General features: G+C 71.0%; 13 protein-coding genes. 8 read left to right on the forward strand and 5 right to left on the reverse strand.

The features are described 5' to 3' along the window. Nucleotides 1-166: 166 nt before the first annotated feature. The 5 genes from ACFY3I_RS09695 (at nucleotide 167) to ACFY3I_RS09715 (ending at nucleotide 5,326) form a co-directional block, all read left to right on the forward strand. Nucleotides 167-1,102, forward strand: a complete 936-nt coding sequence (locus ACFY3I_RS09695; RefSeq protein WP_365290313.1) for a cellulose-binding protein — start codon at nucleotides 167-169, stop codon at nucleotides 1,100-1,102. A 227-nt stretch (nucleotides 1,103-1,329) separates the two neighbouring features. Then, nucleotides 1,330-2,286, forward strand: coding sequence for an ABC transporter ATP-binding protein (locus tag ACFY3I_RS09700; protein WP_390860148.1), 957 nt, complete (start codon nucleotides 1,330-1,332; stop codon nucleotides 2,284-2,286). After that, nucleotides 2,286-3,062 carry an ABC transporter permease gene (locus ACFY3I_RS09705; RefSeq protein ID WP_365290316.1) on the forward strand — a complete coding sequence of 259 codons (777 nt, stop codon included), beginning with the start codon at nucleotides 2,286-2,288 and terminating at the stop codon, nucleotides 3,060-3,062. Before ACFY3I_RS09700 ends, ACFY3I_RS09705 begins: the two co-directional genes overlap by 1 nt. 120 nt (nucleotides 3,063-3,182) lie before the next feature. Beyond that, nucleotides 3,183-4,448 carry an ABC transporter ATP-binding protein gene (locus tag ACFY3I_RS09710; RefSeq protein ID WP_390860149.1) on the forward strand — a complete coding sequence of 422 codons (1,266 nt, stop codon included), beginning with the start codon at nucleotides 3,183-3,185 and terminating at the stop codon, nucleotides 4,446-4,448. Beyond that, nucleotides 4,445-5,326: an ABC transporter permease gene (locus ACFY3I_RS09715; RefSeq protein ID WP_390860150.1), complete on the forward strand. Its 882-nt coding sequence runs from the start codon at nucleotides 4,445-4,447 to the stop codon at nucleotides 5,324-5,326. The genes ACFY3I_RS09710 and ACFY3I_RS09715 overlap by 4 nt, the downstream gene beginning before the upstream one ends. A gap of 5 nt (nucleotides 5,327-5,331) precedes the next feature. Here ACFY3I_RS09715 and ACFY3I_RS09720 read toward each other — a convergent pair whose 3' ends face one another. Further along, nucleotides 5,332-5,673: an ATP/GTP-binding protein gene (locus tag ACFY3I_RS09720; RefSeq protein ID WP_365290321.1), complete on the reverse strand. Its 342-nt coding sequence runs from the start codon at nucleotides 5,671-5,673 to the stop codon at nucleotides 5,332-5,334. A gap of 222 nt (nucleotides 5,674-5,895) precedes the next feature. Here ACFY3I_RS09720 and ACFY3I_RS09725 point away from each other — a divergent pair, with 222 nt between their 5' ends. Then, a complete protein-coding gene (locus ACFY3I_RS09725; protein ID WP_365290322.1) occupies nucleotides 5,896-6,924 on the forward strand; it encodes an LLM class flavin-dependent oxidoreductase in 1,029 nt (342 codons plus the stop codon). Between the two features lie 106 nt (nucleotides 6,925-7,030). Here the strand turns inward: ACFY3I_RS09725 and ACFY3I_RS09730 are convergent, their stop codons facing one another. Continuing rightward, complete coding sequence (locus ACFY3I_RS09730) at nucleotides 7,031-7,423, reverse strand: SCO5389 family protein (protein WP_365290324.1); 393 nt, start codon at nucleotides 7,421-7,423, stop codon at nucleotides 7,031-7,033. Between the two features lie 283 nt (nucleotides 7,424-7,706). Between ACFY3I_RS09730 and nucS the strand changes: the two genes are divergently transcribed. Continuing rightward, complete coding sequence (nucS, locus tag ACFY3I_RS09735) at nucleotides 7,707-8,378, forward strand: endonuclease NucS (protein WP_365290326.1); 672 nt, start codon at nucleotides 7,707-7,709, stop codon at nucleotides 8,376-8,378. A 64-nt stretch (nucleotides 8,379-8,442) separates the two neighbouring features. On the opposite strand, the gene ACFY3I_RS09740 is transcribed toward nucS, so the two are convergent. The 3 genes from ACFY3I_RS09740 to ACFY3I_RS09750 form a co-directional block, all read right to left on the reverse strand. Next, a complete protein-coding gene (locus tag ACFY3I_RS09740) occupies nucleotides 8,443-10,983 on the reverse strand; it encodes an ATP-binding protein (RefSeq protein WP_390860151.1) in 2,541 nt (846 codons plus the stop codon). Between the two features lie 340 nt (nucleotides 10,984-11,323). Continuing rightward, nucleotides 11,324-11,647: an STAS domain-containing protein gene (locus ACFY3I_RS09745; RefSeq protein WP_261707178.1), complete on the reverse strand. Its 324-nt coding sequence runs from the start codon at nucleotides 11,645-11,647 to the stop codon at nucleotides 11,324-11,326. Nucleotides 11,648-11,854: 207 nt separating this feature from the next. Beyond that, nucleotides 11,855-12,703 carry a 3-hydroxyacyl-CoA dehydrogenase family protein gene (locus ACFY3I_RS09750; protein WP_365290330.1) on the reverse strand — a complete coding sequence of 283 codons (849 nt, stop codon included), beginning with the start codon at nucleotides 12,701-12,703 and terminating at the stop codon, nucleotides 11,855-11,857. Nucleotides 12,704-12,992: 289 nt separating this feature from the next. Between ACFY3I_RS09750 and ACFY3I_RS09755 the strand changes: the two genes are divergently transcribed. Beyond that, nucleotides 12,993-13,565, forward strand: a complete 573-nt coding sequence (locus tag ACFY3I_RS09755; protein WP_390860152.1) for a cob(I)yrinic acid a,c-diamide adenosyltransferase — start codon at nucleotides 12,993-12,995, stop codon at nucleotides 13,563-13,565. Nucleotides 13,566-13,586 lie beyond the last annotated feature (21 nt).

A 13,586-nucleotide genomic window follows, 5' to 3' on the forward strand; every position in this document is an offset into this window, starting at 1 on the left:
GGCTTTTGACCGAGCCTCTGACAGAGGCTTTGGCAAGCGATCTCACAGCCGGCCACCCAAAAGGGGTGTCATTCTCCAGATCAAACACGTATCCGCTCGATGACACACCGCTTCGGCCCCTAGGATTCCACCTATCACCTCACCGGTCTCACTCGACAGGAACCCCATGAGCGACACTTCCCCCTACGGCTTCGAGCTTGTGCGGCGTGGGTACGACCGCGCTCAGGTGGACGAACGGATCTCCAAGCTCGTCTCCGACCGTGACAGCGCTCTCGCCCGCATCACCGCTCTGGAAAAGCGCATCGAGGAGCTCCACCTCGAGACGCAGAACGCCCAAGCCCAGGTGACCGACGCCGAGCCGTCGTACGCCGGCCTCGGCGCGCGTGTCGAGAAGATCCTTCGCCTCGCCGAGGAGGAGGCCAAGGACCTGCGCGAGGAGGCCCGCCGGGCCGCCGAGCAGCACCGCGAGCTCGCCGAGTCGGCGGCCCAGCAGGTGCGCAACGACGCGGAGTCGTTCGCCGCGGAGCGCAAGTCCAAGGCCGAGGACGAGGGCGTCCGGATCGTCGAGAAGGCCAAGAGCGACGCGTCGCAGCTGCGCTCCGAGGCCCAGAAGGACGCGCAGTCCAAGCGCGAGGAGGCGGACGCGCTCTTCGAGGAGACCCGCGCGAAGGCCGCGCAGGCCGCCGCCGACTTCGAGACGAACCTCGCGAAGCGGCGTGAGCAGTCCGAGCGTGACCTGGCCTCGCGCCAGCAGAAGGCCGAGAAGCGCCTCGCGGAGATCGAGCACCGCGCGGAGCAGCTGCGCCTGGAGGCGGAGAAGCTGCGCACGGACGCGGAGCGTCGCGCGCGTCAGACCGTCGAGACGGCTCAGCGTCAGGCCGAGGACATCGTCGCGGACGCGAACGCAAAGGCCGACCGGATCCGCTCGGAATCCGAGCGTGAGCTGGCCGCGCTGACCAACCGCCGCGACAGCATCAACGCCCAGCTGACCAACGTCCGCGAGATGCTGGCCACGCTGACGGGCGCGGCGGTCGCCGCCGCGAGCAGCCCGGTGGAGGACGAGCCGGTCTCCCGCGGGGTTCCGGCCCAGCAGTCCCGGTAACACCTGACAGCGTCGGAGGCCCGCATTCCCCTCGGGGGGCGCGGGCCTTTGTCGTCCGGGTGCGGCGCCGTGGGGGCTTGTCGCGCAGTTCCCCGCGCCCCTTTCAGGGCGCTGGCACCGACGCCCCTGAAAGGGGCGCGGGGAACTGCGCGAGCAACCACGGCCCACCCGCACCCGGTCGCGGCGCTCCAGTGGCAGCCCCCGTACACCGGTCTTAGCGTGGCCGCATGATCGAGCTGGAGGGCCTGACCAAGCGCTACGGCGACAAGACCGCCGTCGACGACCTCACCTTCGCCGTGCGTCCCGGCATCGTGACCGGATTCCTCGGGCCCAACGGCGCCGGGAAGTCCACCACCATGCGGATGATCCTCGGGCTCGACCACCCCACGGCCGGCCACGTGCGGATCGACGGCAGGCGGTACGACCAGCTCAGGGACCCGCTGACGTACATGGGCGCGCTGCTCGACGCCAAGGCCGTGCACGGCGGGCGCAGCGCCTTCAACCACCTGCTGTGCCTCGCGCAGAGCAACGGCATCCCGGCGGCCAGGGTCGCCGAGGTCCTCGACACCGTCGGGCTCACGGCGGTGGCCCGGAAGAAGGCCAAGGGGTTCTCGCTGGGCATGGGACAGCGGCTCGGCATCGCCGGGGCGCTGCTCGGCGATCCGCGGATCCTGATGTTCGACGAGCCGGTGAACGGGCTCGACCCGGAGGGGATCCACTGGATCCGGAACCTGATGAAGACGCTCGCCGCCCAGGGGCGGACCGTGTTCGTCTCCTCCCACCTCATGAGCGAGATGGCGCTGACCGCCGACCACCTCGTGGTCATCGGCCAGGGACGGCTGCTCGCCGACACCTCCATGGCGGACTTCATCCGCACGAACTCGCGGTCCTACGTCCGGATCCGCTCCCCCCAGCACGAGCGGCTGCTCGACGTGCTGCACGGGGCCGGGATCACCGTCGTGGAGACGGGCACCGGGGCGCTGGAGGTGGAGGGCGCGAAAGCGGAACCGATCGGGGAGCTGGCCGCGCGGCACGGGATCGTGCTGCACGAGCTGAGCATCCAGCAGGCCTCGCTGGAGGAGGCGTTCATGCAGTTGACGGCCCAGTCCGTGGAGTACCACGCACACGCCGACTCCGCCCCGGTGCCGCAGGCCTGGGGTTCCGGCTGGGAGAGGGGGGCGTGATGGCGGTCGTCGCCCAGGTGGTGCGGTCCGAGTGGACCAAGATCCGGTCGGTCTCCTCGACCGTGTGGACGCTGTCGCTGGCCGTGGTCGTCAGCGTGGCGCTCGGGATGCTGCTGTCCGCGCTGGCGAACAGCCAGTTCTCCGACATGCCCGCGCGCGAGCGGGTCTCCTTCGACCCGACGAACATCAGCTTCGCCGGGCTGACCCTCGGACAGCTCGCGATGATCGTGTTCGGGGTACTGGTGGTGTCCAACGAATACAGCACCGGCATGATCCGCACCTCGCTGTCGGCCGTGCCGCAGCGCGCCACCTTCCTCTTCAGCAAGATCGCGGTGGCGACCGGCCTGGCGCTGGCCGTCGGCATGGTGACCAGCTTCGCCTCGTTCTTCCTCGGGCAGGCCATGCTCGGCTCCCACCGGGCCCACCTCGGCGACACCGGGGTGCTGCGCGCGGTCGTCGGCGGCGGGCTCTACATGACGCTCATCGCGATGTTCTCCATGGGTGTGGCCACGATGCTGCGCTCGCCGATGCTGTCCCTCGGCATCCTGATGCCGTTCTTCTTCCTGATCTCCAACATCCTCGGCAACGTCGACGCGACCAAGAAGATCGGCCGGTTCCTGCCGGACCAGGCGGGCGGCCACATCATGCAGGTGGTGCCGAGGGCCGGCGACGACGTCCCGTACGGACCCTGGGGCGGCCTGGGGATCATGGGGCTGTGGGTGGTCGCCGTACTCGCCGGCGGGTACGCCCTGCTGAAGAGACGCGATGCCCAGTGACCGGACCGATACGGACCGGCTTTGCCAGCTCTTGATGGGAACCGTCAGCGTCCCGATAAGCTCCTAACCCTTACGGGGGCGTCAGCCCTGCTGTCCTGATCCTTTCGATGGGTGCGGAGCATGATCGAGGCTGTCGGCCTGACCAAGCGCTACGGCGACAAGACCGCCGTCTACAACCTTTCCTTCCAGGTACGGCCCGGCGCCGTGACCGGCTTCCTGGGGCCGAACGGCTCGGGCAAGTCGACGACCATGCGGATGATCCTGGGTCTGGACAACCCGACCGCCGGCTCGGTGACGATCGGCGGCTACCCCTACCGCCGGCTGCCCAACGCCGCCCGGCACGTCGGCGCGCTGCTCGACGCCAAGGCGGTGCACGGCGGCCGGTCCGCCCGCAACCACCTGCTCTCGCTGGCCCAGCTGTCCGCCATCCCGGCCCGCCGGGTCGACGAGGTACTCGGGGTGGTCGGCCTCCAGGACGTGGCCGGCAGGCGCTCCAAGGGCTTCTCACTCGGTATGGGCCAGCGCCTCGGCATCGCCGCCGCGCTGCTCGGCGACCCCCAGGTGCTCCTCTTCGACGAGCCGGTCAACGGCCTCGACCCGGAGGGCATCCTCTGGGTGCGCAACCTGATGAAGTCGCTCGCCGCCGAGGGCCGCACGGTCTTCGTCTCCTCGCACCTGATGAGCGAGATGGCGCTGACCGCCGACCACCTCATCGTCATCGGGCGCGGCCAGCTGCTCGCCGACATGAGCGTGACGGACTTCATCTCGGCCAACTCCGCCGACTTCGCGCGGGTGCGCACCCCGGACACCGAACCGCAGCTGCGCGAGAAGCTCAGCTCGGCGCTGACCGAGGCCGGCGGCCACGTCATGCCGGAGCAGGACGGGGCGCTGCGGGTGACCGGTCTGCGGCTGCCCCGGATCAGCGACCTCGCGCACGAGGCGGACGTACGGCTGTGGGAGCTCTCGCCGCACCAGGCCTCGCTGGAGGAGGCGTACATGCGGATGACGCAGGGCGCCGTGGACTACCGCTCCACCGTCGACCAGAAGGCCGGCCTGCAGCAGCCGCTGCCGCCGGGTGCGCAGCCGCCGATGCCGGTGCCCGGGCAGGGCCAGCCGGGCTGGTACGCCCCGCCGCCGCCCCAGCAGGGCGGCCAGCCGTTCGCGGCCCCCTACGGCGCACAGGGAGTGCCCGCGGGCGCGTACGGCGCCCCGCAGGCCCCCTACGGGGCGCCGCAGGCCGTTGCCAACCCCTACGCCGCCCCGGCCCCGGCACCCGCGCGGCCGGCGCCCTCGCAGCCGGCCCCGGCCGCGGCCGCCCCCGCAGCATCCGAACCCGCCGCCCCCGCCGCTCCCGCCGACCTGACCAAGCCCGAGGACGCCCGATGAGCACCCACCAGCCTCCGATGCCGCAGGCCGCCCCGGCCGCGCCCGTCCCGCAGGCGGCGCCCGGCGCTCCGTACCCCGGTTACACCTCGCCGATCCCGGTGGTGCGCACCCACCTCGGGCACGCCATCGCCTCCGAGTGGACGAAGATCCGCTCGGTGCGGTCGACGATCTGGACGCTCGGCGTCTTCGCGCTCCTCGTCGTCGGCATCGGCCTGCTGGCCGGCGTGGTGGTCAGCGACTCCGCCTCGACCGACGACCTGTCCGGCGAGAGCGCGCTGTCGCTCGGCTTCTTCGGGCTGCTGCTCGGCAGCATGTGCATCATCACGCTGGGCGTGCTGACCACCGCCTCCGAGTACGGCACCGGCATGATCCGCACCACGATGGTGGCCTGCCCGTCCCGCGCGCGCGTGCTCGTGGCGAAGGCGGTCGTCTTCTTCGCCGTCGCGTTCGTGATCACCCTCGCGGCCAGCGCGTTCGTCGCCATGACGCAGGTGTCGCTGCTCAGCGACGTCGCGCGCAGGCCGACCGGCGGGGAATGGCTGAAGGGCACCGTCGGCGTCAGCCTCTACATCGCGCTGCTCGGCCTGCTCTCCCTGATCATCGGTTCGATCATCCGGCACTCGGCGGGCGCCATCACCATCATGATCGGCGCGGTGCTCGCCCCGCTGGTGATCGCGCTGTTCATGTTCTCGCAGTCGCTGGAGAAGGTGCGCACAGCCCTGTTCGAGTACTCGATCCCGAACCAGCTGAGCGTCTTCTACTCCAACTCCCTCAGCGACTCCGGCCCTTCGGGCTGGGACCCGCTGTGGATCATCCTGATCGTGACGGCCGTCGCGTTCGGCGGCGCCTACGCCCTGCTGGAGAAGCGGGACGTCTGAGCTCTCTAGAACTTCGGCGCGTTCCGGGACCGCTGCACCCGTGTGGTGCGGCGGTCCTTCGCGTTCCAGCAGGCCTTGTGCCAGTGCCGGCGCTCGTCGACGCCCGAGTGCTCCGGCCACGCCACGACGTGCGGGACGCCGGAGGGGATCACCTGGTCACAGCCCGGGCAGCGGTACGTCTTGCCGAGCGCGCTGGCCCCCGCCACGTGCCGCACGCTCCACTCCTCGCCCTGCCAGCTCTCGCCGGACTGCCAGCCGCCGTAGCGGTCGGCCGGGTCGTCCTCGGGGCTCCGGCCGGAGGAGGCGGCCCCATTCGGGCCCTTGGCTCGGTTGCGACGCGGGGACACGGGACACCTCTCGGGGCTATACAGGAAGCACGGGCTGTGTCCAGCCTACGACGCGCGCGCAGGGGTACGCGTAGGGCACCAACCCACACAAGTCCCCCTCCAGGGCGACCCGTTCTCCAGACAATCCGCAAATCTCTTCGCCAGGCCGTGTCCTCGGCACGTGTCGGACGGTTATGCCCGTTGGGGGAGCTCCGGGTAGGAGCCAGGAAAGCAGGAATTGCGATGCGCGTAGGAAGTTTTGTGCTGGCGGCCCAGTTCCCGGGCCAGGGCCAGGGGGAGCCCTTGCACCGGGCGGTACGCACGGCGGAAGTGGCCGAGGAGGCCGGCCTGGACGCGGTCTGGCTGGCCGAACACCACTTCGTCCCGTACGGCACCTGTCCGTCCGCGGTCACGCTGGCGGCCTTACTGCTGGGCCGCACCAGCCGTCTCCGGGTCGGTACGGCGGTGAGCGTACTGCCGACGGTCCACCCGGTGGCACTCGGCGAACAGGCCGCGCTGCTGCACGTGACGAGCGGCGGCCGTTTCACGCTGGGCGTGGGCCGCGGCGGCCCCTGGGTGGATCTGGAGGTGTTCGGCGCCGGCCTCGAAGCATATGAACAGGGCTTCCCGGAATCACTCGAACTGCTGATGCGCTGGCTGCGCGAACCGGCGGTGTCGGCCTCCGGACCGCGCTTCTCGTTCCGGGAGGTCCCGGTCGTGCCGCGACCGTCGGAGGCGCTGACGGAGGCGCCCGGGCCGGAGGTGGTGGTCGCCTGCACGTCCGCGGCGAGCGTCCGGCTGGCCGCCGAGCGAGGGCTGCCGATGCTGCTCGGCATGCACGTCGGGGACGAGGAGAAGGCCGAGATGGTCGCCCTGTGGCGGCAGCACGCGCGAGCGGCCGGGCGCCCGTCCGAGGAGATCCTCGGCGCGGCCCACGTCTCGGCCGGTGTCTGCCAGATCGCCGACCGGCGCACCGACGCCGTGGAGACGCTGACGAAGGCGATGCCGGGGTGGCTCAAGCAGGGCCTGGAGGCCCACATGACCGTGGACGGCCGGTTCCGGACCATGCGCGATCCGCTCGCCTACACCGAACTGCTCTGCGGACTGCACCCGGTGGGAACCCCGAGGCTGTGCGCGGACCGGCTCGCGGCGACCTCCGAGCGGACCGGCATCTCCCGGTTCGCCCTGCTGACCGAGGGCTCGGGGGACCTTGCGGCCACGGAGGAGAACGTACGACGGCTGGGTGCCGAGGTACTGCCCCACCTCCGGTGACCGCACGGCTGCGCGGAGAGCTTGCCGCTCCAGTGACTGATCGCACCTCCCGCGTGTGGAGCGGCAAGCAAGCAACTCACTGCGTCAGCGGTATCGGAGATCCGCGTCAGCAGTCCCGGAGCTCCGGGGACTGGTTCAGCAGCTGGTTGCGCGCCGACGTGAAGCGGGCCAGGGTCGCGTCCACCGAGGAATCCAGCGGGAACACCGCTACCCGGTGGCAGTTCTGGAAGGCCAGCCGCACACCGAAATGCCGCTGCAGGGCGCCGCGTATGGCGTCACTCGCGAGCGCACGCAGCAGCTGACCGCGTGCCTGCTCGTCCGGCGGGGGCGTCTGGTTGTCGGCGAACTCTCCGCCGTCCACCTTCAGCTGGGCCACCAGGGAGCTGATCATCTCCCATGCGTAGGGCAGGGAGGTCCGGACGCAGTCGACGAAATCTGCTTCGTCGACCTCGCCTCGCTCGGCCTGTTCGAGTAGGGCCGGTGAGACGTCGAGCGACATGGGTTCTCCTCTCGCACCCCCGAACAGCAGGGGTTGCCGGACAGGTAGGGGGAGTTCGCGATACCGAACACGCTGAGTACACACACAGCGACCTCCCGTTCACTACCGTAGGCAACGGACGGTGACGCCACCAGCAGATTGCGTATATGCGACGGTCCCTTTAGGCACACAATCGGCCAGGGTTGAACAGAGGTGTGCAGGAGGCTCATCAGGAGCGGTCCCGGTGGCGGGGAAAGAAGGACGAATCGCGTGGAGGGCGGCGCGTCGAGTAGCGTTGCCGACCATGCGTCTCGTCATCGCCCGGTGCTCCGTCGACTACGCCGGCCGGCTCACCGCCCACCTTCCCTCGGCCCCCCGTCTGATCCTGGTCAAGGCGGACGGCAGCGTCTCGATCCACGCGGACGACCGCGCCTACAAGCCCCTGAACTGGATGTCGCCGCCGTGCACCCTCAAGGAGGGGACGGGCGAGGAGGAAGGTGTCTGGACGGTCGTCAACAAGGCCGGCGAGAAGCTCATCATCACGATGGAGGAGGTCCTGCACGACTCCTCGCACGAGTTGGGCGTGGACCCGGGCCTGATCAAGGACGGCGTCGAGGCTCACCTGCAGGAACTGCTGGCCGACCGTATCGAGACGCTCGGCGAGGGCTACACCCTGATCCGCCGCGAGTACATGACGGCGATCGGGCCGGTGGACATCCTGTGCCGGGACGCCGACGGCCGGACCGTCGCCGTCGAGATCAAGCGCCGTGGCGAGATCGACGGTGTGGAACAGCTCACCCGCTACCTGGAGCTGCTCAACCGCGACCCCCATCTCGCCCCCGTGCGAGGCGTCTTCGCGGCCCAGGAGATCAAGCCCCAGGCCCGCGTCCTCGCCACCGACCGCGGCATCGGCTGCACGGTCCTGGACTACGACGCCATGCGAGGCGTGTCGGACGACAAACTCCGGCTGTTCTGACGGCGGTACCGCCGGGCACGGCTGAGGGCCGGTCTCCGTGCGGAGACCGGCCCTCAGCCGTGCCTCAGATGACCGTGCCGGTGGAGGTGCCGGGGGTGACCCCCTCCGACGCGCTCGACGTGACGACGGTCGGGGTGTCGGAGGTCGGACCGCTGGCGGAGTCGGTCGTGGCGGGGGTGCTTTCGCTCGGGGAGGAGGAGTCCGAGGGCGTCGGATCCGACGGCGTCGGCGTCGGGGACGATTTCGTCGGGGACGCCGACGGCGAATGCGACGGCGAATGGCTCGGCTTGGGCGACGTGGGTGCCGAGTGACTGGGGCCGTTGCCGGAACTCCCCTTCGTCGGCGTCGGGGACTCCGACGGCGAGACCGTGTCGGCCGGCGGCGTCGGGTCGTCGGACGTGCCGAGCGTGCCGTCCGGGCCCGGATCCGTGGGCTTGGTCTTCGTCATGCCCGTGTCGCCCGACCCCTGGGACTGCTTGGGATCGGCGCCCAGACCGCCGTCACCCGTGCCCTCGCTCACCGAGGGGTTGACGCTCACGTTGTCGGCCGGGTTGTCGGCGTTGTCGTGGGAGGTCATGCCGAGCCCCACCACCGTGCCGAGGACCGCGGTGAGGAGGACGCCCGCGCTCACCGCGACCAGGTTGCGGCGGGCCATGTGCACGAGACCGCCACCGCTCCGGGCCACCGGCGTGTGCTCCGGGACGCGGCGTGTGACCACCGTGTCCGAGAGGGAGGAGTGGACAGCGGGGAACGGCGTGGTGACACCGCCCGCCGGGGATATCGACTCCTCGTGGCGTGCGTCGGGGATCTCGTCGGCCGCCATCGCGGCGAGGCTGGGAATGACCTTGCCCGAGCGGTCGGCGACCAGCGCCAGCGCACGGCGGCCGGCCGTCGTGCCCCGCTTGTCGGAGAGCGCGCCGCGCAGCCCGATGGAGGCCTCCAACTCGGCCTGGGAACCGTCCAGCCGGCCCTCGCAGAGCGCGAGGATCCCCAATTCGTGATGGAAATAGGCTTGTTCACCTACCTCGCCGGACAGCCGGGCGGCCTCCGCGCCGGCCCGCAGCGTCCGTTCCCAGGCACTCCAGTGCAGTCCGGCGGCGAACGCGGGCGCGGCCGTGCGGGCCAGGCGTACCGGCAGGGACTCCTCGTCCTCGGCCGGGGGCACGGTGGCCGGGACGACGACCGCGAGGGCGGCGAGGACCGCGTCGGCCTCCGCACAGACCCGGTCCGGGGTGACCGAGGGGTGACCGGCCCACCAGGAGTAGTGCTGAGCGGCGGTGAGGGCCTGGGGCTCGATGTCGTCGGCGTAGCCGGCGGCCTCCAGCTGCTGCAGGACGCCCGCGGCGAGCCGGTAGCGGGAGCCCACCGGGGAGACCAGTCCGCAGCCCGCCAGCTCGCCGAGGGCGGCGTCCGCGTGGGTGTCGCCGACCAGGGCGGGCAGGTGGGCCTGGTGCGGGACCTCGCCGCCGAGGGCGACCGCGAACCGCAGGGTGGCGCGGGCGGAGGCACTGAGGCGCGCGGCGAGCAGCGGGGCGGGCGCGGCGGCCTCGCCGAGGGACGGCAGCGGGACCTCTTCGGCCGCCTCGGTGTCGAAGGTCGCGTCGGCCGGCAGCTCCGACAGGTCGGAGGCGAAGACACCGAGCTCGTCGACGGCGCCCGTGGTGGCCTTCAGCTGGTCGCGCTGGCGCAGCAGCGCACCCGCCTGGACGAACCGCAGCGGCAGGCCCTCGGACTCGAACCAGAGGTCGCCGGCCCAGTTGGCCTCCTCCTCGGTGAGCACCCGGCCGACCGCGCGTTCCAGGATGTCCACTCCCCCGGCCCGCTCCAGGCCGCTGAGGAGGACCTCCTCGACGCCGGAGTCGGCGGTGGGGGCGGGCACGTCCGGGGTGGCGCCGAACAGGAAGGCGCACTCCGGGGTGGCGTCGAGCAGTTCGTCGAGCCCGGCGCCGCCGAACTCGATGTCGTCGAGGACGACGACCGCTCCGATCTCGCTCACCAGGCGGAGCAGCTCGTCGTGCCCGGGCCGCTGCGCGGGCGCCCGGTAGACGGCGCCGAACAGGTCGTGGAGCAGGTCCTCGGGCGTGCGGTGGAAGCCGCTGAGCCGGACCACGCCGTCGGGCGCGAGGTCCGAGCAGTCGTCGGCGACCAGGTCGAGGAGGGCGGTGCGGCCGGAGCCCGCGGGGCCGGTGAGGCGTGCGGAGCGGCCGCGCGCGAGGAGTCGTACCAGACGTTCGCGGTCGTCCTGGCGCTCCAGGAGCGGCAGCTCGGTCCGGGCGGGGCCGGGCGGTACCGGCGGCCGGACGGCGCGCTCGTACTCGGCGCGTTCGGCGGCGGTCCGCTTCTCCGGCGCGGCGGGGCGTTCGGTCGGCGGGCAGGGTTCGATCTCGCTGCCGTCGACCGGGTTCACGGTCAGCAGGAAGTCGCCGGAGACCAGCCGTGCCGTGCGGACGGCCGTCGGTGTGCTCTGGCCGAAGTCGTTGGTGAGGGATTCCCTCGGCGGGCGCTGGCGCGGCGTGGCGCCTCCCCCGGTCTCGAACAGGCTCGACCGGGAGGTGTCCCCGTCGTCCTGGCCGTACGCCTCGGGTCCCGGATTGATCGGGTCCATAGGTTCCTAGCCCCCCAAAAGCGTGGTGTGCCGTGAATTCGGGCCCCTCCCGGCCTGTTGCACACTGCGCATTCGCTTCTGGTCCGGGCCCGCGCTCGAAGGGTGAAAGGCAGCGGGCGACCGAACCTTAAACCTTCGCACAGTATCTACGACAGTCCGGGGTACCGCGCGGTCCAAGACATCACAGTCTCGTGAGGATTGCGCCTGACATGCGCTTGTGCGCGGTCCGTCCCGGTCACCGCCGCCGTCGGCCGCGTGCCGTCTGCCACGCGTTCGCCTCCGCGCACCCGGATCGCCGCGCGTCCGGTGCCGGTGCGACACCTCGCTCCGCGCTCCCGTGTCACACGCGGGGCAGCGACTCCACCCCGATGCCCCCTTCGATCGCCAGGATCCGGTGCAGCCTGGTGGCCACCAGCAGGCGCTGCATCTGCGGCGGTACGCCGCGCAGCACCAGGCGGCGGCCGCAGCGGCCGGCCCGCCGGTGGGCCCCCATGATCACGCCGAGTCCGGTGGCGTCCCAGGAGTCCAGCTCGGACAGGTCCAGCACCAGGTCGCCGGCTCCGTCGTCGACGGCCGAGTGCAGGACCGTGCGGGCGTCCGCCGCGCTGCGAACGTCGAGGCGGCCCCCGACGACCAGCTCGGCGTGGTCGCCCCTGATGTACATATGCGCTCCCCGAGAGTGCGTTCCTACTCCGTGAAAGTGATGTCCGGTGATGCAACCTCTGACTGCGTTCGACCGTCAGAGGTTGCCATCTGTAAGCGAACCGATACCGAATTCACCCTTGAGAGTGAAACTCGCGGGAACTGTGCGTTTTCGGAGCCGGTTCAGAAGCTCTACGTGCGGATGTCGTGCGGATACCGTGCCGGTGCCTCAGTACGAGTAGAAGCCCTGCCCGCTCTTGCGCCCGATGTCACCGGCGTCAACCATCCGGCGCATCAGCTCCGGCGGGGCGAACTTCTCGTCCTGCGACTCGGTGTAGATGTTGCCGGTGGCGTGCAGCAGGATGTCGACGCCGGTGAGGTCCGCCGTGGCCAGCGGGCCCATGGCGTGGCCGAAGCCCAGCTTGCAGGCCAGGTCGATGTCCTCGGCGGTGGCGACACCCGACTCGTACAGCTTGGTGGCCTCGACGACGAGCGCCGAGATCAGCCGGGTCGTCACGAAACCGGCGACGTCACGGTTGACGACGATGCAGGTCTTGCCGGTGGACTCGGCGAACTCCCGGGCGGTGGCGAGGGTTTCGTCGCTGGTCTTGTAGCCCCGGACCAGCTCGACGAGCTGCATCATCGGCACGGGCGAGAAGAAGTGGACGCCGACGACCCGCTCGGGGTGCTCGGTGGCCGCCGCGATCTTGGTGATCGGGATGGCGGAGGTGTTGGAGGCGAGCACGGCGTCCGGGCGCACGATCTTGTCGAGCGCGCGGAAGATCTCGTGCTTGACCTCCAGCTTCTCGAAGACGGCCTCGACCACGATGTCGGCGTCGGCGACCGCGTCCAGGTCGGTGGTCGTGACGATCCGGGCCAGGGCGCCGTCGGCGTCGTGCGCCTCCAGCTTCCCCTTGCTCACGAACTTGTCGTAGGAGGCCTTGATGCCTCCGACGGCACGGTCCAGCGCCTCGTCCGTGACGTCCCGCAGGACGACGTCCCAGCCGGCCTGTGCGGCGACCTGGGCGATGCCGGAACCCATCAGGCCGGCACCGATGACGGCAAGTTTCCGTGCCACTCCGCTCCCCTTACACGCTGTTGAGGTATGCCTCTTGGGCGGGACCCTAGCGCTCGCGAGGGGCCGGGAAACCCGGTAAGTAATGCGTGTCACGGTCTCAGGGTGTGAGACAACCGTCACGTCCGGTCAGCCGTGCCCCACGGTGGGGTCCGTTCCCGGCCACCCGCCGCCCGGCCGCGCATCTTCCCGCCCGCGTCGCGGGGCACCCCGGTCGCGGGCCTCGCGACACCCGCCGTGACGGCGGACACACGCGCGTTCCGCGCGGCCGTGCCGTAACTACGCTGGTCCCATGGTCAATCTGACGCGCATCTACACCAGGACCGGCGACCAGGGCAGCACCGCCCTCGGGGACATGAGCCGGGTCGCCAAGACCGATCTGCGGATCTCGGCGTACGCGGACGCCAACGAGGCGAACGCGGCGATCGGCACGGCGATCGCGCTGGGCGGTCTGGACGAGGAGATCGTCCGGGTGCTCACCCGGGTGCAGAACGACCTCTTCGACGTCGGCGCGGACCTGTGCACGCCGGTGGCCGAGAACCCGGAGTTCCCGCCGCTGCGGGTCGAGCAGTTCTACGTCGACAAGCTGGAGGCGGACTGCGACCGCTTCAACGAGCGGCTGGAGAAGCTCCGTTCGTTCATCCTGCCCGGCGGCACCCCCGGCGCGGCCCTGCTCCACCAGGCCTGCACGGTGGTACGGCGGGCCGAGCGGTCGACCTGGGCCGCGCTGGAGGCGCACGGCACGGTGATGAACCCGCTGACCGCGACCTACCTGAACCGGCTCTCGGACCTGCTGTTCATCCTCGCCCGCACGGCCAACAAGGACGTCGGGGACGTCCTGTGGGTCCCCGGCGGGGAGCGCTGAGGCTTCCGCGCCCCCCGCTGC

It is taken from the genome of Streptomyces sp. NPDC001068 (assembly GCF_042897315.1).
Classification (GTDB): domain Bacteria; phylum Actinomycetota; class Actinomycetes; order Streptomycetales; family Streptomycetaceae; genus Streptomyces.

What these genes read in the sequence shown, in the direction of transcription:
- ACFY3I_RS09715 (WP_390860150.1), top strand. Translation starts at nt 4,445, where the DNA reads ATGAGCACCCACCAGCCTCCGATGCCGCAGGCCGCCCCGGCCGCGCCC.
- ACFY3I_RS09730 (WP_365290324.1), bottom strand. Translation starts at nt 7,423, where the DNA reads ATGTCGCTCGACGTCTCACCGGCCCTACTCGAACAGGCCGAGCGAGGC.
- ACFY3I_RS09695 (WP_365290313.1), top strand. Translation starts at nt 167, where the DNA reads ATGAGCGACACTTCCCCCTACGGCTTCGAGCTTGTGCGGCGTGGGTAC.
- ACFY3I_RS09700 (WP_390860148.1), top strand. Translation starts at nt 1,330, where the DNA reads ATGATCGAGCTGGAGGGCCTGACCAAGCGCTACGGCGACAAGACCGCC.
- ACFY3I_RS09755 (WP_390860152.1), top strand. Translation starts at nt 12,993, where the DNA reads ATGGTCAATCTGACGCGCATCTACACCAGGACCGGCGACCAGGGCAGC.
- ACFY3I_RS09725 (WP_365290322.1), top strand. Translation starts at nt 5,896, where the DNA reads ATGCGCGTAGGAAGTTTTGTGCTGGCGGCCCAGTTCCCGGGCCAGGGC.
- nucS (WP_365290326.1), top strand. Translation starts at nt 7,707, where the DNA reads ATGCGTCTCGTCATCGCCCGGTGCTCCGTCGACTACGCCGGCCGGCTC.
- ACFY3I_RS09740 (WP_390860151.1), bottom strand. Translation starts at nt 10,983, where the DNA reads ATGGACCCGATCAATCCGGGACCCGAGGCGTACGGCCAGGACGACGGG.
- ACFY3I_RS09710 (WP_390860149.1), top strand. Translation starts at nt 3,183, where the DNA reads ATGATCGAGGCTGTCGGCCTGACCAAGCGCTACGGCGACAAGACCGCC.
- ACFY3I_RS09745 (WP_261707178.1), bottom strand. Translation starts at nt 11,647, where the DNA reads ATGTACATCAGGGGCGACCACGCCGAGCTGGTCGTCGGGGGCCGCCTC.
- ACFY3I_RS09705 (WP_365290316.1), top strand. Translation starts at nt 2,286, where the DNA reads ATGGCGGTCGTCGCCCAGGTGGTGCGGTCCGAGTGGACCAAGATCCGG.